Source organism: Rhizobium sp. AN73 (assembly GCF_030757975.1).
GTDB classification, from domain to species: domain Bacteria; phylum Pseudomonadota; class Alphaproteobacteria; order Rhizobiales; family Rhizobiaceae; genus Agrobacterium; species Agrobacterium arsenijevicii.
Map to the genome: position 1 here is coordinate 2,083,437 of NZ_JARWME010000002.1, position 23,214 is coordinate 2,106,650.

The following is a 23,214-nucleotide window of genomic DNA, read 5'->3' on the forward strand; positions in this document are numbered from 1 at the left end:
CAGCGCAATGACAATATCAAAACAAAAGCTCGTTCTGGCATCCGGCTCGCCGCGGCGTCTGGAACTATTGCATCAGATCGGTATCGAGCCGGCACGCCTGATGCCGATGGATATCGACGAAACGCCCGTGAAGCTGGAGCACCCGCGCACGCTGTGCCGTCGCCTGTCGCTGCAGAAGGCCGAGGCTGCCCATGCGGCGCTGAAGAGCGAGCAGACGTGGAAAGATGCCTATGTTCTCGGCTCCGACACCGTGGTGGCCGTGGGTCGTCGCATCGTCGGCAAGGCGGAATATACCGAAGAGGCTTCCGCAGCGCTGCACCTTCTGTCGGGACGCAGCCATTGGGTCTATACCGGTATCTGCCTTGTGACGCCCGGCGGTAAAATCCGCCAGAAGGTTGTGGAAACCAAGGTGCGCTTCAAGCGCCTCTCCACGCGCGAGATCGACGCCTATATTGCCTCCGGGCAATGGCGCGGCAAAGCCGGGGCCTACGGTATCCAGGGCATTGCCGGCTCATTCGTGCAGAAATTGACCGGCTCCTACACCAATGTCGTCGGCCTGCCGCTTTACGAGACCATGTCGCTTCTTTCCGGTGAAGGATTTGAGGTGACGTCGGGCTGGCTCGAAGGATAGACCATGGCAAAATCGCCTACCGAAAGCGCCGGAAACGTCACTCCGCTTCGCAAATCGCAGCCGTGCCCAGAATGCGGACGGCCCTCGACACGGGACGACTATCCGTTCTGTTCGGATCGCTGCCGCTCACTCGATCTCGCCCGCTGGCTGAACGGCTCCTACGCCATTCCTGTCGCGGACGATGAAAGCAGCGCCGACGGACAGGACACGGCCAAAAACTCCTCCGAATAACGCCGCACCGCCGGAAATTCCGGCGGTGGATTGCAGAATATTTTTCAGAACTTCCACTCGCAATATATTCACCGGGTTGCCGACAGCCCGAAAAGCCATATCAAAAACCGGTTGACGCCCCTCCCCCCGGCAGCCATTAGGGTTCCCCGATGGACGCAAGCCTGCAAAAAAGAGTAAGGCCTGGCGCGCTGCTGTTTGCGGTGCTGGCCGTTTGCCTTGCCGTATTGGCAACGGTGCTGCTTGCCAATGACAAAAAACATCTCAAAAGCCTGCTGACCTATCTCAACCTGGCGCCCGCCATGCGTTCCGCCGAGCCGCCGACGAGGATAAAGCGCGTCAAGCCGCAAAAGCCCGTCGTACAAAAACTCGATCTACCGCCTCATTTGCTGAAATTCGAGCAAGGCGGCGACAGAGCATCCTTTGCCCGCGACTTCGTTCTGTCCGGCAAAGACCTCTGCGACCGCTTTATCGCGGCGGGCTTTTCCAACCCGCAAGGCTGGCATGCCAGCCCGCTCAAGATGCGCAATTTCGAATGCATGGCCGATCTTGTGGTCGGGGACACGGCGAACGCTGCCGAACGGGCATCCCTTTTCCTTGATATCAGAGGCGAGGCGTCCGGCGAGGTTCGCTCCATCAGGATGAAGGTCGTAGCACCCCAGACGCCTGATGGTACTGTTATTCTGACAAAGCTTGATGATGCGTTAGCGCTGATCATCGGGCAAACGCGCTGGGCTGATCTTGCCAACATGCTTGAGCCGGCACGCAGGTTGCAGCCCTATCAGGCACAACATTTCGGTATTTCGGTCTCCATAAAGCCGGAGCCGACCGCGCCGCATCGCCTGAACGTGATTTTGCTCGCAACGGAACAATTGCCGGGACTGAAGCTGACACGCAGCTTTTTCGACAGCGAGAAATGGCTCCCCGCTGCAAGCGTTTCGGATCGGCCGGTCGTCTACTCTTTCAGGTAGAACCGCATCCGTTGATGCAAAGGCCGCTTAGCCTCTCGCCGCCAGCTTGCGCCTGAGCGGCGGGATCATGTCGCTTGACCGGGTCTCGCGTTTGGCCTCCCACTGGAACGCGGTGCGAACGATGGTCGCCAGATCGTTGAAGCGCGGGCGCCAGCCCAGCTCCGACTGGATACGCGTGGAATCCGCCACCATGGTCGCAATATCGCCCGGACGGCGCGGGCAATGGATGATCGGGAACTCGCGTCCCGATTCCCGCTGCACCGCCTGCAGGACGTCCAGTACCGAATAACCGACGCCATAACCGCAATTGAGCGTTCGTGTACCGCCACCGGCACGCAGATGCGCCATGGCAAGCATATGCGCGTCGATCAGGTCGCTGACGTGGATATAGTCGCGAACGCCGGTGCCGTCTGCGGTGGGATAATCCGTGCCGTATACCTCCACCTTGTCGCGCCGGCCGGTTGCCGCCTCGCACGCCACTTTGATGAGGTTTGCCACACCCGTGGGTGAAGGCCCGGCGCGGCCCTGCGGGTCGGCTCCGGCGACGTTGAAATAACGCAGCGCCACATAGTTGAAATCATGCGCCGTCACGACATCGCGCAACATGATTTCGGAGGCGAGTTTCGACAGGCCGTAGGGGTTTTCAGGGCTGAGAATCGCCGTTTCCGGAACCGGGCCATCAAAGGGCTGGTTCCCGTAAACGGCTGCCGTCGAAGAGAAGATGAAGTTGCGGATGCCGTGGTCGACCGCCGCCGTCACAAGGGCGCGGGTCGTACCGGTGTTGTTTTCGTAATATTCAAGCGGTCGGCTGATCGATTCAGGAACGCTGACGGAGCCGGCGAAATGAAAAATGGTCTCGATCTGGTTTTCTTTGAAAATCTGGCCGAGCAACGCACGATCCGCCACATCGCCCAGATAGAAACGCGCCGCAGGTGCAACAGCCCAACGTGATCCCGTCGAAAGACGGTCGACAACAACGACCTCTTCCCCGGCATCAAGCAGAGCCCACACCATGTGGCTTCCTATATAACCGGCCCCACCGGTGACCAGAACAGCCATGACATTACTTCCCCGTTTGCCTTTGTTGCATCCATCAAAGCCAATAATTCTTCATCATTGATTACTTGCACAGCAAATACGCTGCCGATCCCTCAGCCCTCTGAAAAGGTGGCTTACGATTGGTTAGCGCAATGAGGTGCTTTTTATTTATTAGATGAAAATGTTCTCATAATTGGAACAGGATGCGCATAGCACAGAAAAACTCGCGCGTCGATTGCTACGCCGCGAAGTTGTAATTTTGGAAGCTCACCGTGATTTTTTGGCAAATTTCCCTGCCGTGGCGAAATGCTCGGCGCGGCAGGGTAGAGATTTCACCTGCCGAGGATGTAAGACGCCAGCCGATCGGCCGCAACTTCAATCTGCTTAGGGTTGCGCAGGAAGCAGGCGCGGAGGAACAGTTCTCCGCCTTCGCCAAAGGCGGTGCCGGGCGCAAGGCCGACCCCGGTCTTGTCGACGATATCCAGCGCCGTGGCGCGGCTGTCCGTCACGCCGTCTATCTTGAGGAAAGCATAAAGGGCGCCGTCCGGCTTCAGGGTTTCCACACGGTTCGTCGCGATCAGGGCATCGCAGAGAATGTCGCGGGACGTCAAAGCGCGTTCATAATTCTCACGAACGAAACCGTCGCCGTGGTCGAGAGCCGCCACTGCGCCACGCTGCATGAACTGCGCCACGCCTGACGTGGAATATTGAATAAGGTTCTCGATCACCTGACCGATGGCCGGCGGTGCAACAAGCCAGCCGACGCGCCAACCGGTCATGGACCAGTTCTTCGAGAAGGAATTGGCGAAAACGATCTTGTCGTCCGGCTCCATGACGTCGAGGAACGACGGTGCGCGGGTGCCGGCATAATGGTAAAGCGCATAAATCTCGTCCGCCACGATCCACAGATCGTGTTTGCGGGCAAGCGCCAGAACATCGCGAAGATTGTCGCGCGTCGCGGTCCAGCCGGTCGGGTTGGAGGGAGTATTGATGAAAAGCGCCTTGGTCTTGCCGGTGATCGCACTTTCCAGCTTGCCGATGTCGAGATCCCAGCGGCCATCGTGAAAATCGATACCGACCGGAACTGCCTCTGCGCCCGCCACGCCAATGGCAGCGACGATATTCGGCCAGGTGGGCGTGAGATAAACCATCTCGTCGCCAGGTGAGGTCAGCGCCTGCACGGCAAGCGCGATCGCCTGCATGCCGGAACCTGTCACGTAAAAATGTTCAGGGGAAAGCGAGGCTGCAAAGTGACGCTCGTAATAGCTGCTGAGCGCCTGTCGCAATTCTGGAATGCCGCGTTGCCAGGTATAGAAGGTCTCGCCATTGTTGAGCCCGTCGATGGCAGCCTTGTTGATGAAGTCCGGGCTAGGCAGATCGCCTTCGCCGACCCACAGCGGCAGAAGATTGTCCCGTCCCCGGGCATAATTCACGACTTCGACAATGCCGCTCTCGGGAGCCGCCAGAGAGCGTGCGCTCAGACTGTTCAAAATGGACATTAAAGACACTCCGTTTGGTGCCTTCTTAGCGCATCGAACAGCCGATATGCATGATATTCCGTGAGGCAGTCATGGATTTTCTTTATGGATAGATCCCCGGCGGGAGATCACCGGCCCCATGGACCAGCGATATCGCGCCGGGATAGTTCCGGTCTCAACGCGTCTTGAGCAGATCGCGGATTTCGGTGAGAAGCTTGACGTCTTCCGGCGGCGGGGCTGCTTCCGCCTTTTCCTCGGCCTTCTTGGTCTCGACCGAGGCGCGAAGCTTGTTGACGCCCTTGACCATCAGGAAAATGATCCAGGCCAGAATGAGGAAGTTGATCAGAACCGTCAGGAAGTTACCGTAAGCGAAGACGGCGCCCTGATCGCGGGCGGCGGCGAGCGAGGAGGCGGTGACGCCGGAACTCAGCGGCAGGAAGTAGTTCGAGAAATCGAACCCGCCGAAGATCGCACCGACGATCGGCATGATGAGATCGTTAACGACGGAATCGACGATCTTGCTGAACGCCGCACCGATAATAACACCCACGGCCAGATCCATGACATTGCCGCGGGCAATGAACGTTTTAAATTCGTTAAGCATCAGATGGTCCCTCTCTCCTGCTTCGCGAGCTGAAGCTATGTGACTGTCCCTACACGTTCAACCATATAGGTTCCTTGTCCCATTTGGAATTCGTCAAGATTGCATTTATTAGGCTTTTTACACGTTCATCTTGAACTTTATGATCAGACCGCGCTCATTCTCAATGGCCCGGAATTCGCCTATGCTCATTTTCAGGGATTGTTGCATGGGGAGGATGCGTGCTTCCTGGGTGGATCATATTCGGTTCGGCCTTCGCTTATGTCCTGCTGCTGTTTGCGGTTGCAAGTTATGGGGACAGGAACAGCCGGAGAAGAAACGCCCCGAAAAAGGGGCGGCCGTTTGTCTATGCGCTTAGCTTAGCGATCTATTGCACATCCTGGACCTATTTCGGTGGCGTCGGGCTGGCAGCCGACAGGGGGCTGGAGTTCCTCGGCATCTATACCGGTCCAATCCTTGCCTTCACCATCGGCATGCCGATCATTCGCCGCATCGTTGAGCTTGCCAAAACCGAAAAGCTGACATCGGTTGCGGATTTTATTGCCGCCCGCTACGGCAAGAACTCCACCGTGGCGATGATCGTCGCCATCATCGCGCTCGTCGGCGCCATTCCCTATATCGCGCTGCAATTGAAGGCGGTTTCCAGCTCGGTGGCGACGATGGTCGATCCCGGCGACTATGGCATCGGTAGCGGCAACCTCTATTTCCTCGACCTGCCGCTGCTCGTCACCATCGTCATGGCGGGCTTTGCCGTCATGTTCGGCACCCGCCACACCGATGCCACCGAACATCAGGACGGGCTTATCCTCGCCATTTCGATGGAGTCGCTCGTCAAGCTGGTCGCCATGTGCACCGTCGGCTTTTACGTCCTGTTCGTCCTCTTCGACGGCCCCTCGCATCTGTGGCAGCTCGCCTCCGGCAATGAACAGGCCATGCGGGCAATATCCTATCATACGCCCATCAGCCGCTGGATCGTGATGACCCTGCTTTCCGGCTTCGCCATCATCCTGTTGCCGCGCCAGTTCCACGTCACCGTGGTTGAAAACCGCACGCCGGAAGAGCTGCGCATGGCGGGGTTCCTGCTGCCACTCTATCTGATCGCGATCAACATCTTCGTCCTGCCGATCGCGCTTGCCGGCATTCTCACCCTCGGCACAAATGGCGATGCCGATCTCTACGTGCTGCAGCTGCCGCTCGCACACCAGATGCCGGTGGTGTCGCTGATCACCTTCATCGGTGGATTTTCGGCAGCGACTGCGATGGTGATCGTCGCCTCGGTCGCGCTGTCGATCATGATTTCCAACGACATCGTCATGCCGATCTTTTTGCGGCAGAAGCTGCTGAACCGCTCGCCGCACCGGGACAATTTTGCCAAAACGCTGCTCAACATCCGCAGAACGGCGATCTTCGCTGTGATGCTGCTGGGTTACGGCTATTACCGCGCCGCCGACAGCGCTACCGGACTTGCCTCCATCGGCCTGTTGGCATTCGCCGCGATCGCACAGATGGCCCCAGCCCTTTTCGGCGGCTTGTTCTGGCGGCGCGCCAATGCACGCGGTGCGATTGCCGGCCTGAGTTCGGGCTTTTTCGTCTGGGCCTATCTGCTGTTTCTGCCGAGCTTCGGCGGGCCTGATAATTCCGAGGTCGCGGCCACCGTTCTCGGTTTCCTGTTTTCCGGCAGCACGGTCTTCAACGGTCCGGAAGCCGATCCATTCGTGAATGCGGTCATTCTGAGCTTGCTCGTCAATAGTCTGGCCTTTGTGCTCGGCTCGCTCTCGCGCAATCCGCGGCCGGTTGAACGCATCCAGTCCGGCATCTTCGTGAAGCGTCACTCGAAATCGCAATTTGCCACGCGCGGCTGGAAAACCCGCGTCAGCGTCGGCGACCTCAAGAGCGCGATCGCCCGTTATCTCGGCGAGGAGCGCATGCTGCGTTCCTTGGCGACCTATGAAAAGACGGCGGGCAGGAAACTCAACGACGACCAGCCCGCCGATATGGCGCTGATCCATTTCTCCGAACAATTGCTGGGCAGCGCCATCGGCTCTTCCTCCGCCCGGCTCGTGCTCTCGATCATTCTCCAGAAGGCGGAAGATACCAGCGCGGACACCGCATGGCTGCTCGATCAGGCAAGTGAAGCCCTGCAATATAATCAGGACATGCTGCAAACGGCGCTGGCGCAGATGGATCAGGGCATCGCCGTTTTCGACAGCTCGCAGCAGCTGACGATCTGGAACCGACGCTTCCGCACCCTTCTCGATTTGCCCGAGCAATTCGGGCAGGTGGGAGTGCCGCTGACGGATATCGTCACCATGTTGCAGGAGCGCGGGGATATGCCCGCCGGCGACACCGAGCAACTGATCACCAGTTTCCTGACCATGGATCTGCCATTCTCGCTGGTGCTTGGCGGTGGCGAGCGCATCATCGAGGTGCGCTCCAACACCATGCCCGACAAGGGCATCGTCGCCACCTTCACCGACATCACCCAGAGAGTCGCGAGCGACCAGGCACTGAAACAGGCCAACGAGACGCTGGAACAGCGCGTGGCGGAACGCACCGTCGAGCTTACCCGCGTCAACCGCGAGCTGGCGGAGGCAAGAGCATCCGCCGACGAGGCGAATATCGGCAAGACGCGGTTTTTCGCCGCCGCCGGTCACGACATTCTCCAGCCGCTGAATGCCGCCCGCCTCTATTCCTCTTCGCTGGTCGAACGGCTTGGTGCCTCGGGGGAAAGCGATCTCGTGCAGAACATCGATTCGGCACTCGAATCGGTCGAGACCATTCTTGGCGCGGTGCTCGATATTTCCCGCCTCGACACCGGCTCGATGAAGGCGCGTATGGCACCCGTGCCGCTGAACGAATTGCTGAAACGCATCGAGACCGATTTCGCGCCGATGGCGCAGGAAAAGAACCTCGACCTCGTGGTCATGCCCACCTCGCTCACCGTTCGCTCGGACCCCAACCTCTTGCGACGGCTGATACAAAACCTCGTCTCGAATGCCATCAAATATACGCTGAAAGGCAAGGTCGTCGTCGGCGCGCGCCGCCGGGGTGGCGATGTCGTCATTCAGGTGACGGATTCCGGCATCGGCATTCCCGCATCCAAATTCCGCACAGTCTTCAAGGAATTCGCCCGACTGGATGAAGGGGCAAAAACGGCCTCCGGCCTGGGACTTGGCCTTTCCATCGTCGACCGGCTGTCGCGCATGCTGCACCATCCGGTGCAGCTGATTTCCACACCCGGAAAGGGCACGACATTCCGCATCCACCTGCCGCGTGAGGCGGATCGCCTGCCCCCCGCCAAGGCCAGCGGCGGGATCGCCAATCCGGCGGCAAGCGACCGACTTGCCGGCGTCCGGGTGCTCTGCATCGACAACGAACCGAAAATTCTTGAGGGCATGACGTTACTGCTGACGGGATGGGGTTGCGAGGTCTTGCCCGCAGGGTCCGTGGCAGCGTTGGAAGAACCGTTCCTCAGCATGTCGGCGGCGCCTGATATCATCGTAGCCGACTACCATCTTGATGACGGCGACGGGATCAGCGCCATCCGCCTCATCAGGACGTTTTACGGCAAAACGATCCCTGCCCTGCTTGTGACGGCAGACCGCAGCCCGGAAGTGCGCAGCGATGCGGAGAAATACGGGATTTCCGTTCAGCACAAGCCAGTCAAGCCAGCAGCGCTGCGTGCCTACATCAACCAGATATCCAGCACGGCCCGCGCGGCGGCGGAATAAAAAAACTCCCGGAGCTTGCGATCCGGGAGCTTTTTGACTTTCAAAATGTAGATATCAGGCCGCCTGGCTGTAGCGATCCTTGCCGGTCGCCGAGCCCTGCTCCATCTGAAAACGCTGAACCAGATCGAGCAGCGCTTCCACTTCGCCCGACAGTACCCTGCTGGCAGCACTAGACTGTTCAGCGAGTGCTGCGTTCTGCTGGGTCATCTGATCCATCTGGTTGACGGAACCGTTGACGTTGTGGAGCGCGGAAGACTGATCCTGCGTCGCTGTCGCAATGGTTTCGACATGCTGGCTGACGGCGACGATCTGATGGCTGATGGCGGAAAGCACAGTGCCTGCCTCCTGCACCAGCTTCGATCCGGAACTGACCTCTTGCGTCGACTGGTTGATGAGCTGCTTGATTTCGCGGGCCGCGTCGGCGGAGCGTTGCGCAAGCTCGCGCACTTCCTGTGCCACGACCGCAAAACCCTTGCCCGCCTCGCCCGCACGCGCCGCTTCAATGCCGGCATTGAGCGCAAGGAGGTTGGTCTGGAACGCGATGTCGTCGATGACCTCGATGATCTGCTCTATCTTGCGCGAGGCGCCTTCGATACGGCCCATGGCGTCAACGGCATTGCTGACGACCGAACCGGAACTATCTGCACTCTGCTTGGTGATGCGAACGGCCTCATTGGCCTCCCGCGCCCGCTCGGCCGACGATCTGACCGTTGCGGTGATTTCCTCGACAGCGGCTGCAGTTTCTTCCAGCGAGGCTGCCTGATTTTCCGTGCGCTTCGAAAGATCGACAGACGATTGCTCGATTTCAAAACCGCTATGCTGGATAATCAGGGTGCGTTCACGGATCTGGCCCAGCGCATCGCGCAGGTTGAGAAGGGATTCATTGAAATCCGTGCGCAGCCGATCCAGACGGCCATTAAAGGGCGTCTCGATCGTACGGCTGAGATCGCCGCGCGAAAGCCTGCCGAGACCGGACGCAATCTCGCTGACCGCAAATTCGATCTGGCTGTCCAGCTCCTGCTTCTCAGGATCGTTGCGGTGACGTTCCGTCTCCGCCGCGGACCGTTCCTCGGCGCTTTTGCCCTCGATTGCGAGTTTTTCAAGCGCATTTTCGCGGAATATCACCAGAGCGCGGGCGATGTTGCCGAATTCATTGGTATTGGTGGCATAGGGGATCGGCGTATCGAGATTGCCATCCGAAAGGGACTTCACCGCATCGGTGAGCTTGCTCAAAGGCTGCAGGGTACGCCGGATGACGAAATAGGCGAGCAGCCCCACGCCGGCCATGGCGAGCGCACCACAGATCAGCATCAGGTCACGCAGGCCATATATCTGGGCTTCGTAAACGGCCATGGGCACGCCAACGAAAAGAATGCCGACGGTGGCTCCGGACTTGTTGAGAACCGGCATGTAACCGGTCATGTAATTGGTGCCGAAAAGCGTGGCGGTGCCGAAATAGGCCTCGCCCTTGGAGACTTTTTCGAAAGCGGGATGATCGGTGGCAAGCTTGGTGCCTGCCGCTCTCTCACCCTGTTCATTTTTCAGATTGGTGGTGATACGGACGAATTCGCCGGCCTTGGTTTCAAAAACGGTGGCGATGCCGCCGTTTCCAGCCGCCGTGCGGTCGACAAGATCGTTATCGCGTAGCGTCCCGATGCTGGCACGGTTGACGCTCTTCAGGTCTCCGTCACCCATGTCGAGGGCGACGCCACCGACCTTCATCTCGTAAAGGATCGCCATGCCACGCATTGCGCTATGGGTATCGCGCAACGCGGTCGTGATGATATTATCCTTCAAGCGCATGTAGGTGGAAAAACCAACTGCCGCGATGCTGAGCATGATCAGGCCGATCGTCAGCGCGACGACCTTACCCGCAACGGACTTAAAGAGCCGGTTGTGCATGAAACAGTTCCCCAAAGCCAAAACTTATGACAGTTCTAGTTGGCAACTGTTAAAAAACGCGAAATGACCTGCGCGGTCGCGCTTTCCCGGCAAAGATACCACGATCAACCGGCCGAAGACGGCCAGACTTGCGAGACGGGAAAGCCCCGTCCGCCATCAATGGATGTAGCCAAGCCGGATTGCTTTTGCGATCGCCTGAATGCGATTGACGGAATCGAGCTTGATCGTCGCCGAGCCGAGATAGGCGTTGACGGTATGCACGGAAAGCCCGAGCTTCACCGCGATTTCTTCACTGATACGGCCATCACCCGCCAGTTGCAGGCAGGCGATTTCCCTCTCGCTCAAGGCTTCCGAGGGTGCTGCCTTGCGCTCGTCCAGCGCCAGCATGTCGACCATGATCTCGCAGCATTTGATGTGCTGTTCGATGACGACCTCGTTGTCGAGAACGAGGTTGGTGCCGCAGAAAACAATGTAACCGTTACCAATGGTGCCTAACCGCACCGGCAAAGCCAGTCCCGCATAGGGTAATGTGTCGTTCTCGATCCGGCGCAGCAAAGCCGGCACGTCGGGAAGATCGGCAAATCCGCCGCCATTCTTGTTGCGCCAGATGACCGGCAGCAGCGACGTCTCGATATGATCCAGAAGAATATCGCCGACAGCGCGGATGAACTGCGCGCTCTGTTCCGCGGCGTTCATGCCCCAGTTCTCCAGCTCACAGGTCAGCTTCTTCTTGTTGGGGAAGCCGGAAGCGGCAGCCTTCGTCACCACGAAATTGCGTGCGCCGACCAGCTTCTGCATGGCAACGAGCTTCGGAAACAGGTCCGACCGGCTCGTCACCACAGGGCTGCGGAAAAACATCCCGCTGCTTTGACCCATACCCTCATTATCTTTCGTCTGTACCATCGGTCCCGACCATTTATACGAGGTTGTTGCGCACGGCGTAGGCGATTGCCTCCGACCGGGTTTTCGTTGCGGTTTTCCGCATCACGCTTGTGATGTAATTATTGATCGTATTGCGAGAAATGCCAAGGATCATCGCAATTTCGTCGCTTGTCTTGCCTTCCGCGATCCAGAACAGGCACTCAAGCTCACGCTCCGTGAGATCGATGTCCCGCACAGCCTTTGCTTCACTGGCAATGCCGAAGCTGACGCAATAACCCGTCAGCAGGGCGATTTCACGCAGACGTTCCGGCGAAGGAACCGCATGTTCGGGAAACAGCAGCAAGAGCGAAAGACGGATGCGGCCCACGCAGAAGGACAGCGCCGAATATTGCCGGTCGATGCCAAAGGGAACGGAAACGTCGTCGGGAAGGACGAGCAATCGCGGCTGCAGAAGCGAAAGGCACTTTTCCATTTCGCTCGATCTGTTCTGGCTGTTGGCGAGCTCCGCGCCAAGCCTGCGCACCAGATCGAAAGGCCAGTCGGATGTGACGATGAACTTCAGCCCGGTTTCTTCGAGGAGGTCCTCCCGCGCCAGCAGATAATGCGAGGCGCCGGCGTAGGTTACGAGCAAATCCAGCGCGCCTGCAACGTTACCGGCGGCAGCCGTGGCTGCGACGTTCTTGGCAAGCTGGTCGCGCGGCAAGGGCTTACCCATGCCCTCCATAGGCTTGGCAGACAGCCTGCGGATATCAACATCGACTTTCAATCGCCTACGCCCTCTTGCTCCCAGTGGGGAGATTATACCTCGGGATGGAATCATTCCATTCGAGAAGCTTACCAAAATGGGACGGCAAGCCCCCGGAGACCGAATCACTTCATTTTATGGAACGGACTGGGATTTGCCATTACCTGACACCAGCCTTTCCACGTATTTCCTTGTTCGTCTATTCCTAAAAAACATACTGAAAAGCTGACCAATCCATAAACGGCATTCTCAGCCTATTCCCAGCAAACTGTATCGTTGCTGAATTTTTTGTAAACAGTGTCCCGAAACGAGAATGCGACCGCGCGCGAGACAAGGATATCAAAAAACCCGAAAATGCGCAAAAGGCCGGGTAAACCCGGCCTTTTTCAAAATCACGCAGCTTTTTCCACTGCCCATTTGCGAAGTATCTTGGCTGCCCGTTCCTCGCTGATTTCCACCATGCGGGAGAGCCTGCGTTCGGGTCCTTCGCGAACCCGGCGGTTGAAGGTGCCTTCGCTGTCGCCGCCCGCCAGAAGATCGTCGGTGCTGTCGAAGCCGAAATCCGCCCCGAAGCCTTCCATGAGACCACCCGCACCAGCATCCATGCCCGGAGAGAAGTCCGGCAATTCGAGACCTGCGGTCTCCTGGCTGATCTGGCCAGCCGCCGAACCGCTGCCGGCAACCGTGCGGACCAGAGGCCGTACACCGAGCCAGACGACGAGGAAAGCGACAGCAACGAAGGCGAGCGAGTTGATGATGCCGGCCGAATTGCGGCTCAACACTTCCATGACGCCCGGACCGCTTGCGGCCTCGTCGAGCAGCTGTGTTTCGAGGAAGTCCATCGCGGTCAGCGTGACGATATCGCCGCGATCGGAGGAAATACCCGCAGCCGAGGTGACGATCTTCTGCATTTCGGCAAGATAGGCGTCGATCTTGGCCTGATCGACGGGTTCACCGACCATCTTGGCAATGCGACCCTTGTTGACGACCACGGCGACGGAAATCTTCTCGACGGTGTAGCCATTCTTGACCGTGGCAACCGTTTTGGAATTGATCTCGTAGTTGGTCTGCTCTTCCTTTTTGGCCGACTGGTCGGAAGACTGCGGGCCGCCACCGCCGCCCTGGGGCGCTGCCTGCGGTACGTTCTGTTCCACGGTCGCGGCCGTATCGGGCTGCGTTTCCTGGGACTTCTGGTCTTCCTTCACCGTACGGACGGAGCGTTCAACGCGCGATTCCGGATCGTAGACGGTTTCCTGAATCTGCCGGCTGTCGGTATTGAGCTGCGCCGTCACGCTCGAGCGGAAATTGTCCATGCCGAGGAAAGGCGCCAGCGCCTTGTCGATATTGGTGGTGATTTCCTGCTGAACGTTCTGCGCCAGCGTCAGCGAGCGGTTCATCGCGGCATTGGTGACGTCGTCGCCGGAAGCGAGAAGCTGGCCGGTCGAATCGAGCAGGGTCACGTCATCGACCTCAAGGCCGGGAACGGCCGATGCGACGAGGTGACGGATGGAAGCGGACGCCTTGCGCCCGGCGGTAGCATTGGCGCGGATCATGACCGATGCGGTGGGTTTCTGCTCGCCACGACGGAAGTTGCCGACGTCAGGCATGACGATATGGACGCGTGCGGCCGCAATCCCATCGATCTGCTGAATGGAGCGGCTGATCTCACCCTCAAGGGCGCGAACCCGCGTCACCTCCTGCATGAAGGAGGTCAGGCCGAGAGAGCCGACATTGTCGAAAAGCTCGTAACCGGCATTGGCGCTATCAGGCAGGCCGCGCTCGGCCAGAAGCAAACGCGCCTTGCTGGTGAGCCCGACCGGAACCTGAAGGCTGGCGCCATCCGTTCCGACCTGAAAGTCGAGACCGGCTTCGGCAAGCGCAATGCTGATCTTGTTAAGGTCGCTTTTTTCAAGCCCTACATAAAGGGTCTCGTAAGCCGGACGGTTCACGTAAAGCGCTGCTGCAAGGATAACGGCCATGGACAAAATGCCCACACCGCCCAGCATCAGCAGGCGTGTCTGACCCAGTGCCGCGAAATTCTTCAAGACCTGAGGGATTTGATTTAACAGATTCATTCTGTTCCGCACCGTCATTCATAGAGTCCGAGACCTTTTGGCCCCGTAATGACAATAGGGTGCGAAGCTTGCGCGAGCGTTGCCTTTTCCCGCAATCTGGGAAGAGGACGGAACCACGAGGATGAATGGTGCCGGAATGCCGTCTAGAACAGGTCGAAGTCGCCGGAGGCTTTGTCGAGCGGCTGGGAATGGCCGTGGCGGAAGGCTGCGCCCAGCGCCTTTTGCATTTCGGCCAACTTGACGAGACTGAGCGCCGTGCTGACATCCACAATCCAATGACCGGGAATGGAGCCGGTGACGGTATCGATGAACTCGGCAAGACCGCGGGTTTTCTGAACGGCAAGGTCGATGCCCTGCAGAAGCTTGACCCCATCACTGGACAATTCGCCGCTGGTCACTTCCAGCAATTGCGGCTCGATGCGCTCGATCAGATAGGCGACATCGTGCAGTTCCGATACCACGCGCATCAGAACGTCCGGCAAGGCTTCTTCGAACGGAGTGGCGCCGGTGTTGTTTGCAATCTGCATTGGAAACTCCGTGACTAGAAAAATTCGATGTCGTTGGCGACGGGCTTGGGTGCCGGCACCGGACGCGTTTCCATAGCAACCGTCTTCTGGGTTTCCGCGCCGCTCAGCGGATGCTGCCGCGCACGGCCCGAGACCGGCCAGAACTCGATCTTACGGCCATGATCCCCGCCCGTGGAGGAGCTTATGACCGGAATGCCTTCATCCTTCAGAAACTGCATGGCGAAGACGGCATTCTGCTCGCCGACATTGGAGAAGCTGGCAATCGTCTTCGCACCGCCGAAAACCTTGGCTTCCAGCCGGTCGCGGCGGGCGCCCTTCTTGAGAAGGCCGTTGATCAGGAGTTCCATGAGATGCACGCCATAACGCGTCGCATCTCCCCCGGTCACATTGCCCGTTCCCGGCAGCAGGAAGTGGTTCATTCCTCCGATGCCGGCAACGGGGTCTCTCAGACAGGCGGCCACGCACGAACCGAGTATCGTCGTCATGACCACGTCGGGATCGCTGACAACCTTGTACTCGCCCTGAATGATATGTACGCGCTTGGCCGCAGCTTCAATCATTTCAGCGATCCGAAAACCGCCTCGATGGCTGCACGCATCTTGTCGATCGTGAAGGGCTTGGCCAGCACGTTGTTCGCGCCGAGCTGCGCTGCCTTCTGCACCAGCGCGCGGTCGCCCTGCGCGGTCAGAATGATGAAGGCTGCCTTCTTGGTGGTGGGGTTGGCCCGCACGGCGTGCAGGAAACCGAGACCGTCCATCTTGGGCATGTTGAAGTCGGAGATGACGAGATGATGGGGCTGCTGCTCCATGATCTTCAATCCCTGCTCGCCATCGCCAGCGGCAGTGATCTGCTTGAAGCCGAGCTGTGTCAGCGCATCGCTGAGCAGCAGCCGGCTGGTCACCTGATCGTCGACGATCAGAACTTTGATCTTTTCTGCGAGAGACATTAGTCAGCACCTTCTTTGCGGGCAGTGGTTAGTTTCAGGATTTCTTCGCCGATTGAGGCCAACGGCAATTGCAGTTCGACGGCGCCAAGCTCAAAGGCCACTCGGGGCATGCCGTAGACGACACATGTTTTTTCGTTCTGGCCGACGGTGCGCGCACCGGCATGCCGCATTTTCAAAAGCCCGGCCGCGCCATCGCGGCCCATGCCGGTGAGAATGACGCCGACGGCGTTGCGTCCGGCAAGCTCGGCGACCGAATCGAACAGGACATCGACGGAGGGGCGATGGCCGTTGACGGGGTCGCGCTCGATGAGCCGGCAGCAGGGCGCGTTACGATTGGAAATCTGCAAATGGCGTTCGCCGCCGGGCGCAAGATAGATCTTGCCGGTTTGCAGGCGCGCGCCATCCGTCGCCTCTTCCACGACGGGCGCGCAGATGCGGTTCAGCCGTTCCGCGAAACTCTTGGTGAATGTCGACGGCATATGCTGGGTGATGACGGTGGGCGGGCAATTGGCCGGAAACTTCTGGAGCACGGCGATCAGCGCCTCGACGCCGCCCGTGGAGGAGCCGATGGCCACGACTTTGCGGCCCGCGCGATAATCGCTCACTGGCGTCGGCTGCACTGCGGCAACGGTTTCCGGACGCCCCGCGCGGTAGGCAGCGTGTTGCGACCGTGCGGCGGCCTTTACCTTGTCGGCGAGGTCTCCGAAGGGGCGCGCATCACCGGGAGCCGGTTTGCCGACGCAATCGAAGGCACCGATTTCCAGTGCGGCAAGCGAGGCATCGGCGCCGCGATGTGTCAGCGACGAGACCATGATGACCGGCATCGGCCGCAGGCGCATGATTTTTTCGAGGAATTCGAGGCCGTTCATTTCCGGCATCTCGATGTCGAGCGTCACGACATCGGGGTTGAGCTGCTTGATCGCGGCTCGCGCTTCCATGGCGTTGCCGGCCTGCCCCACCACCTCGACCTCCGGATCGGCCTTGAGGACGGCAGAAATCAGGCCCCGCATGGTGGGGGAATCATCAACGACGAGTACCCGTGCCAGCGCGCTCATGCCTTCCTCCCGGACGTGTGACCAATGTAACGGTAGGTGGTGATACCCGTATTATCGAACAGGTTCTTGGCATCGCCGGACACTCTTTCGGAATGCCCGATATAGAGGTGGCCACCCTCCGGCAGCAGCCCGGCGAACCGCGACCAGATGCGCGTCTGCGTCGGCTCGTCGAAATAGATGACGACGTTGCGGCAGAAGATGACGTCGAAATTGCCCTTGAAGGGCCATTGCGTCATCAGGTTCAGCTCGTTGAAGGTGATGAGGCGCTTGACCTTGTCGTCGATGCGGAATTTGCGGCGACCACCGGCATCCACCTCCGTGAACCATTGCTTGCGCATGGCGGGAGAGACGGTTTCAAGCGCGTTGTCGTCGTAAACGCCGGCGCGGGCCTGCGTCAGTATTTTCGGGTCGATATCCGTCGCGAGAATCTTGAAGTCATAATCCGCCGCATTCGGGAACATTGCGAGCACGGTGAGCGCGATCGAATAGGGCTCCTGCCCGTCGGAACAGGCCGCCGACCAGATGCGGACGCGCCCGCCTGTCTTTGCCCTTGCGATGAGGCCCGGCAGGACTTCGTCGCGCAGATGTTCGAAGTGGTGGTTCTCGCGGAAGAAGCGGGTGAAATTCGTCGTCAGGTGCGACAGCATTTCGCGGCGCGCCGGCGCGCCTTCCGGTGAGGACACCAGTGCGCAATATTCCCGGAACCCGGACAGGCCGAGATTGCGGATATGTTTCGACAGGCGGGAATAGACCAGCGACGCCTTGGTGTCGTTGAGATAGATGCCCGCATCGGCGTAGATCATCGCAGCGATCTCCGACAGATCGCGCCTCGTCAGCGGATATTCACCGCTGGCAAGGACGTCATCTGATGACTGGCGCTGGTCGCTGAGATTGAGTGATGCCATGAATGATCTACTTTCAACCCGTCGCCGCGAGGGACATTTCCTGCTTCAGTGGCTGCCCGCGTGAGACGCTGACGATGGCATCGACATCCAGAATGAGAGCAACACGGCCGTCACCCAGAATGGTGGCGGCGGCAATGCCCTGAACATGGGTATAGTTGGCTTCCAACGACTTGATGACGACCTGGCGCTGGCCCTGGATCGCATCGACCATCAAAGCACGCTGGCCGCCGCCTTCTGACTCCACCAGAAGCGCCACACCTTCGACCGGATCGGCCTGGGTCGGACGGAAGTTCAGAACGCGTCCGACATCGACCAGCGGGCAGAAGGAGTTGCGGATGGAGATCAGCCGCTGGTTGGCGCCGAAGGAGTGAATGTTCTTCGCTTCCGGCTGCAGGGTTTCCACGATTGCCGTCAATGGAACGACAAGCGTCTGTCCGGCCACCGTCACCACCATGCCGTCGAGAACGGCAAGCGTCAGCGGCAGGCTCATGGTGAAGGTCGAGCCGAGACCGGGGCGTGACGAGATGTTGATGCGGCCGCCGAGCGCCTGAATGGAACGCTTGACCACATCCATGCCGACGCCGCGGCCGGAAATGTCGGAAATCTTGTCGGCCGTGGAAAAGCCCGGAGCGAAGATCAGATTGTCGATCTCCTCATCGGTCAGGTTCGCATCGGCAGCGATGAGATCGTTGTCGATCGCCTTCTGGCGAACGCGTTCGCGGTTGATGCCCGCGCCATCGTCCTGAAGCTCGATCAGGATACGACCTGAGCGATGCTTGGCCGACAGCTTGATGGTGCCTTCGGGGTTCTTGCCCGCGGCTTCGCGTTTTTCCGGCGTTTCGATGCCGTGGTCGACGGCATTGCGGATCATGTGCGTCAAGGGTTCGGCCAGCTTGTCGATGACCGTCTTGTCGACTTCCGTGTTCTCGCCTTCGGTAACGAGGCGGATCTGCTTGCCGATCATATCGGCGACTTCGCGAACGATACGGGACATGCGCTGGAAGACCGGCTTGACCGGCTGCGCACGGATCGCCATCACGCTGTCCTGGATTTCGCGCGTCAATTGCTGAAGCTCGTCCAGGCCCATATTGACGGCAGACGTTCCGCTCGCATCGTTTTCGATGACGCTCTGCGACAGCATCGCCTGATTGATGACAAGCTCGCCGACGAGGTTGATGAGGCGGTCGACACGGTCGAGATCGACACGGATGGTCTGGCCGGCGCTCGCATTGGCCGCCGCATTGGCATTCGCCTGGGCTGCTGCGGGCGCTGCTGCCGCCTCGCGCTTTTCGATGGCGGCATTGACGCTCTGGGCGATCTGCGTCGTTGCGACGGCAGCCTCGACGGTCGCGGCAACGTAAGGCTCTTCCACCGCGGCGGTCACGACGGCGGGTTCCTCTTCCGCATCACCGTCGAGAGCCGACAGGTCGAACGGAACCGGGATCATCGGAAGTTCTTCTTCGTCCGAAGCGGCACCCGAAAGAACCGGTGTGATTTCGAGATCGCAATCCCATTCGGCGAATTCGAAGACGCTGCGAATACCCTCTTCACCCTTGTCGGTCGCGATCGAAACCGTCCACGAGCAATAGGACGCTTCAGGATCGAGCTTGTCGAGCGAGGGCAGTTCCGACAGGTCGCAATGAACGCTCATCTCGCCGATGCGCGACAGATCGCGCAGGAGAAGGGCTGCTTCATTGCCTTTCGAATAAAGCGATGCATGCGGCTTAAAGGTGATCTGGAAGGACGGCACTTCCATCAACGGCGTGGTTTCGTCGGCAAAGTCCGAGAAGGAGAACGGGATCGGCTCGAAACCGCTGTCGTCCGTCGGCTTGGGTGCGACGGGTTCCGGCATCTTCGCAGCAGCTGGCGCTGCCACCGGCGCGGTCTCGCCGTTTGCCAGCGCTTCCAGTTCCTTGACGAGACCACGGCTGCGGCTTTCGTCGACGCTGCCGCCGTCTCTCGCCGCATTGGTCAGGTCCGCCAGCACATCGGCGGAGCGCAGCATGACTTTCAGCACGTCCTGCGTCGGCTCCAGCTTGTTGGAGCGAACGCAGTCCAGGGTCGTTTCAAAAACGTGGGCGAAGGCCACGAGATCATCGAGACCGAAGGCACCCGCCCCGCCCTTGATGGAATGAACGGCACGGAAAACGGCGTTGACGGTTTCCGGATCACGGTCGCCGTCATTCAATTTAAGAAGCCCCGATTCCAGTTCCGCGAGTTGTTCCTCGCATTCCTGGAAAAAGATTTCCTTGATTTCGTTCATATCCATCGTGAAGTGTCCCGTATCAGGCAGTTACGCGTTCAATGGCATCGATGAGTTTCGCAGGATCGAACGGCTTGACGATCCAGCCGGTCGCACCGGCCTGACGGGCACGGTTCTTCTTCTCTGCGTCGCTTTCGGTCGTCAGAACGAGGATCGGTATGGCGCGGTACTTCTCGTTGCGCCGCACGCCCTCGATGAAGCCGAAACCGTCGAGACGGGGCATATTGATATCAGTCACGATGACATCGGGGTTGCTCTGCTCGAGCACTTCGAGGCCTTCGATGCCGTCTTCGGCCTGAATGGTCTCGAAACCGGCATTGTTGAGGGTGACCAGGAGCATGTTCCTGATCGTTCTGGAATCATCCACAGTAAGAACTTTTTTCTTCACTTCTTTATCTCCTTCAGGAGCAAATGATCGATTTCGACGCCTATCAGTTTCATGGTCTTGTCGAATGCATCGGACACTCTGGCAAAACCGAACGGTTTGCCGTCCTCCTCCCAGGACTTCGCGCCGGCCATGAGGACCTGGGCGCAAAGTGCACCGATACGTTCCACCTCGGACGCATCCACCGACAATGGTGCTCCTCTCAGCGTCATCAGCTTGCCGTGCAGCGCCGATGCTTCGTTGAGATCCAGCACCGGTGACAGTTTCAGCGTCGCCTCAGCTGCTTTTCTGGCTGCCATTACATGACTCCTTGGCGTCTGAATTGTTGGTAATCCTGGCCGTAATCCGTGCGGCTATCCCCACGGGCCAAAAATGATGTGTTCTGCCGATCCGCACCGGCGGCCGCTGCCGCCTGCCCCTGGCGGGCGATGCGGAATTCGCGAATGGTGCGGCCGAGTTCCAGAATGACGGTATGAAGCGCGTCGGCCTCCGAGGAGCCATCGCCCATGTCGGCGACGTTCCGTCCGGCCTGTTTTTGCTGCTCGCCGATATCGGCGGCGACCGATCGCAATTCGCCGGCGTGCTCTGCCGAATGCCGGGAGACCTCGGTGATCATGTCGTTGATGCCGGACACCTGCCGGACGACCCCGCCGATTGCTTCCTGCGTGCGGTTGACCATGTGCACACCGCCTTCGACCTGCTTTTTCGTGGAGCCGACGAGGCTTTTGATCTCTCTTGCGGCGTCGGCGGAACGCTGGGCCAGTGCCCGGACTTCCTGCGCAACGACGGCAAAACCGCGTCCGCTGTCACCGGCGCGTGCCGCCTCGATGCCGGCATTGAGGGCCAGAAGGTTGGTCTGGAAAGCGATCTCGTCGATCGTGCCGATGATCCGGCCGATCTGCTCGGCGGATTGCTCGATATCCGACATGGCGTTTATCGCCTCGCCGATTGCCTTGCCGCTTTCGACCGCCGCCTCACGGGCACGGGAAACCGCCGTCTCCGCCGCCGAAATGCGGACGCCGTTTTCAGCCACATCTCCGATCATCGCCTGGATCGCACGGGAGGTTTCGGCAAGGGCTGCAGCCTGCTCGCGGGAGCGCTCCGCCATGGAACGACCGATATCCGCAAACCGCGCACTCAGTGCCTCGGCCTCGCCGATACCGTTTTGCGCGGATATCAGCGACGCGCCGATCGTCTCAAGTGCTGCGTTGAAAGTAGCTGCGACGTCCCGGTAGGCGTCGGGCACATCGCCGCCAATGCGGGCCTGCAAATTCCCCGCGGCAAAAGATGTCAGCGCTTCGCCCAGCAATTTCGCGGCTTCCGAGCGGTCATTGTCGCGCTGTTCCGCCAGCTCGCGGCCATGGCGCAGGCGCAATTCATTAAAGCGCAGCGATACGGCGATCTCGGTGTCGACCATCACCAGACGGACGACGTTCTTCACGGCTTCCGCCAGTTCGCGGCTCTTCTTGCGGCTGCCGGGCAGGATGGAGCGCGGCGCGTGTTCGGCCATAAGCCCGCCGAGCAGATGCTCCAGAACGACCGCGTGGCTGGCGATCTGCCAGCGCGGATCAAGCCCCATGCGGCCGGCATTGTCGGACAGAACCTTCACCCGCTCGGCATAAAGCCCATCGAAACGCGCATCGGTCAGCACGCTCCAGTGCGAGGATTGCAGATCATGCAGACGGTCGAGCTGGTTTTCGCTTTCGAAAGACGGCGTACAGTCCGGCATGGACTGGAAACGGTTCATTACGTCGCGCAGACCGGCCTTGACGTAAGGCTCCAGCATGCTGCGATAATTGCGCAGGAAATCGGATTGCGTCTCGTCCAAGCCGGCAAAACGCAGCCGCCCCGCCAGGCTTGCGCCTGCCGGTCTCCGCGCTTGATCTGATGGCAAGTCCTGCCCCAACCGACGACCCCAATAACATGACGGCCGGTAAAACCCGGCCAAATGGCAAGGTTCAGAACGCCAGCACCCTTAAGGGGGATTTTTGAACGAACATACCCATCGCGGACGATGCGGCATCGACGCTTGCCTGACCTTCTTGAACCAAGAAACGAAATACCGGATCGGGCCCGGTACGGCAGTGCGGCGTCATGCCTGGAAGGGGAGAGAACCCCATTCCGCCGTGGAAATACCATCAATCTTTATGGTTAATTCCTTGCTTGAAAGTTAAGAAACATCGGCACCGGCGTCAAACGGTAAAATTTGTAAAAGCTTTTAGCCGTTGCCGCCCTTACTTTGCCGCAAACGGGCAAAAACGAAAAGGATCGGGCGCTGCGGGCGGTTTTTCCGGCCTGTGCGCTGGACAAGCATGTCCGGCTTCCCCTAAAACAAATCAACGGGATATTCGCTCAGCGGTGATGCTTTAAAGAGACCTTTACGATCAAGGAGATGCCAACTTGTTATGGATGGAGACATGCCGCTGTTCAAGGCGCCATCCGCAAGTGTTGATCGGTCTTGTGGTCGCGAGTCTGCTCGTCATCATTGGTTTTCAGGCTCCTGCCAGTATCAAGGCAATATCCAAGACCAGCCGTCTTGAGCGGTTGCAGACGGCCGACCTCAGCCACTCCCCTTCTCTTCGCGACAGGGATTGCAAGACCGGCGACGATCACGGCTGCAAGGCCCCAGACGCTGCTTCAGGGCTTCGCCCCGGCATCTATCCCTCGACCGTCCTGCTGATCGTGGCTGACGCCAAACCGGCCGTCACACCTGTTGCCATCGTGCCACAAGCTTTCCGAGACTTTGCGAGCGTGGTTCCAAGAGCGCCTCCGCATATTATCTCTTAGTCATTCCGGCGGTCCTCATCATTCGGTTCCTTGTGAGCCTTGAGGGATCGGAGTCGTCGGAAAC

The 23,214-nt window shown here is 59.4% G+C and carries 21 protein-coding genes; 5 read left to right on the forward strand and 16 right to left on the reverse strand.

Going from position 1 to position 23,214, the window contains the following annotated elements; all coding sequences use genetic code 11:
* Nucleotides 1-7 precede the first annotated feature (7 nt).
* From RBH10_RS20210 to RBH10_RS20220, 3 genes are all read left to right on the forward strand, one after another.
* Nucleotides 8-631, forward strand: a complete 624-nt coding sequence (locus RBH10_RS20210; protein ID WP_045015127.1) for a Maf-like protein — start codon at nt 8-10, stop codon at nt 629-631.
* Between the two features lie 3 nt (nt 632-634).
* Nucleotides 635-862, forward strand: coding sequence for a DNA gyrase inhibitor YacG (gene yacG, locus RBH10_RS20215; RefSeq protein ID WP_045015128.1), 228 nt, complete (start codon nt 635-637; stop codon nt 860-862).
* A gap of 149 nt (nt 863-1,011) precedes the next feature.
* Entirely contained in the window at nt 1,012-1,830 is an 819-nt protein-coding gene (locus RBH10_RS20220; protein WP_281038132.1) for a DUF6030 family protein, read from the forward strand.
* 27 nt (nt 1,831-1,857) lie between these two features.
* Here RBH10_RS20220 and galE read toward each other — a convergent pair whose 3' ends face one another.
* The 3 genes from galE to mscL form a co-directional block, all read right to left on the reverse strand.
* Entirely contained in the window at nt 1,858-2,889 is a 1,032-nt protein-coding gene (galE, locus tag RBH10_RS20225) for a UDP-glucose 4-epimerase GalE (protein ID WP_045015130.1), read from the reverse strand.
* Between the two features lie 311 nt (nt 2,890-3,200).
* Nucleotides 3,201-4,367 carry a pyridoxal phosphate-dependent aminotransferase gene (locus RBH10_RS20230; protein WP_281038131.1) on the reverse strand — a complete coding sequence of 389 codons (1,167 nt, stop codon included), beginning with the start codon at nt 4,365-4,367 and terminating at the stop codon, nt 3,201-3,203.
* A gap of 154 nt (nt 4,368-4,521) precedes the next feature.
* Nucleotides 4,522-4,950, reverse strand: a complete 429-nt coding sequence (gene mscL, locus RBH10_RS20235) for a large conductance mechanosensitive channel protein MscL (RefSeq protein ID WP_045015132.1) — start codon at nt 4,948-4,950, stop codon at nt 4,522-4,524.
* Nucleotides 4,951-5,168: 218 nt separating this feature from the next.
* Between mscL and RBH10_RS20240 the strand changes: the two genes are divergently transcribed.
* Nucleotides 5,169-8,678 carry a hybrid sensor histidine kinase/response regulator gene (locus RBH10_RS20240; RefSeq protein ID WP_281038130.1) on the forward strand — a complete coding sequence of 1,170 codons (3,510 nt, stop codon included), beginning with the start codon at nt 5,169-5,171 and terminating at the stop codon, nt 8,676-8,678.
* Nucleotides 8,679-8,732: 54 nt separating this feature from the next.
* On the opposite strand, the gene RBH10_RS20245 is transcribed toward RBH10_RS20240, so the two are convergent.
* The 13 genes from RBH10_RS20245 to RBH10_RS20305 form a co-directional block, all read right to left on the reverse strand.
* Complete coding sequence (locus RBH10_RS20245; RefSeq protein WP_306180789.1) at nt 8,733-10,580, reverse strand: methyl-accepting chemotaxis protein; 1,848 nt, start codon at nt 10,578-10,580, stop codon at nt 8,733-8,735.
* A 156-nt stretch (nt 10,581-10,736) separates the two neighbouring features.
* Nucleotides 10,737-11,438, reverse strand: coding sequence for a transcriptional regulator VisR (gene visR, locus RBH10_RS20250; RefSeq protein WP_045015135.1), 702 nt, complete (start codon nt 11,436-11,438; stop codon nt 10,737-10,739).
* A gap of 58 nt (nt 11,439-11,496) precedes the next feature.
* Complete coding sequence (gene visN, locus RBH10_RS20255; protein WP_052675361.1) at nt 11,497-12,228, reverse strand: transcriptional regulator VisN; 732 nt, start codon at nt 12,226-12,228, stop codon at nt 11,497-11,499.
* Nucleotides 12,229-12,599: 371 nt separating this feature from the next.
* Complete coding sequence (gene fliF, locus RBH10_RS20260; protein WP_045015136.1) at nt 12,600-14,282, reverse strand: flagellar basal-body MS-ring/collar protein FliF; 1,683 nt, start codon at nt 14,280-14,282, stop codon at nt 12,600-12,602.
* Between the two features lie 143 nt (nt 14,283-14,425).
* Nucleotides 14,426-14,809, reverse strand: a complete 384-nt coding sequence (locus RBH10_RS20265; RefSeq protein WP_045015137.1) for a hypothetical protein — start codon at nt 14,807-14,809, stop codon at nt 14,426-14,428.
* Nucleotides 14,810-14,823: 14 nt separating this feature from the next.
* On the reverse strand, nt 14,824-15,369 hold the full coding sequence (gene cheD / locus RBH10_RS20270) for a chemoreceptor glutamine deamidase CheD (protein ID WP_045015138.1): 546 nt from the start codon (nt 15,367-15,369) through the stop codon (nt 14,824-14,826).
* On the reverse strand, nt 15,366-15,755 hold the full coding sequence (gene cheY2 / locus RBH10_RS20275; RefSeq protein ID WP_003493781.1) for a chemotaxis response regulator CheY2: 390 nt from the start codon (nt 15,753-15,755) through the stop codon (nt 15,366-15,368). The genes cheD and cheY2 overlap by 4 nt, the downstream gene beginning before the upstream one ends.
* Nucleotides 15,755-16,810 (reverse strand): protein-glutamate O-methylesterase CheB, encoded by a 1,056-nt coding sequence (gene cheB / locus RBH10_RS20280; protein WP_045015139.1) that lies wholly within the window; start codon nt 16,808-16,810, stop codon nt 15,755-15,757. The genes cheY2 and cheB overlap by 1 nt, the downstream gene beginning before the upstream one ends.
* Complete coding sequence (cheR, locus tag RBH10_RS20285) at nt 16,807-17,715, reverse strand: protein-glutamate O-methyltransferase CheR (protein ID WP_045015140.1); 909 nt, start codon at nt 17,713-17,715, stop codon at nt 16,807-16,809. The genes cheB and cheR overlap by 4 nt, the downstream gene beginning before the upstream one ends.
* Nucleotides 17,716-17,728: 13 nt before the next feature.
* Complete coding sequence (locus RBH10_RS20290) at nt 17,729-19,984, reverse strand: chemotaxis protein CheA (protein WP_281038128.1); 2,256 nt, start codon at nt 19,982-19,984, stop codon at nt 17,729-17,731.
* 16 nt (nt 19,985-20,000) lie between these two features.
* Nucleotides 20,001-20,366, reverse strand: coding sequence for a chemotaxis response regulator CheY1 (cheY1, locus tag RBH10_RS20295; RefSeq protein WP_003493773.1), 366 nt, complete (start codon nt 20,364-20,366; stop codon nt 20,001-20,003).
* Nucleotides 20,363-20,662 carry an STAS domain-containing protein gene (locus tag RBH10_RS20300; RefSeq protein WP_013635450.1) on the reverse strand — a complete coding sequence of 100 codons (300 nt, stop codon included), beginning with the start codon at nt 20,660-20,662 and terminating at the stop codon, nt 20,363-20,365. Before RBH10_RS20300 ends, cheY1 begins: the two co-directional genes overlap by 4 nt.
* The gene (locus RBH10_RS20305) at nt 20,662-22,257 is read right to left on the reverse strand and encodes a globin-coupled sensor protein (protein ID WP_281038127.1); all 1,596 of its coding nucleotides are present in this window, start codon (nt 22,255-22,257) and stop codon (nt 20,662-20,664) included. The genes RBH10_RS20300 and RBH10_RS20305 overlap by 1 nt, the downstream gene beginning before the upstream one ends.
* 515 nt (nt 22,258-22,772) lie before the next feature.
* On the opposite strand from RBH10_RS20305, the gene RBH10_RS20310 reads away from it, so the two are divergent.
* Nucleotides 22,773-23,150: a hypothetical protein gene (locus RBH10_RS20310; protein ID WP_281038153.1), complete on the forward strand. Its 378-nt coding sequence runs from the start codon at nt 22,773-22,775 to the stop codon at nt 23,148-23,150.
* Nucleotides 23,151-23,214: the final 64 nt, after the last annotated feature.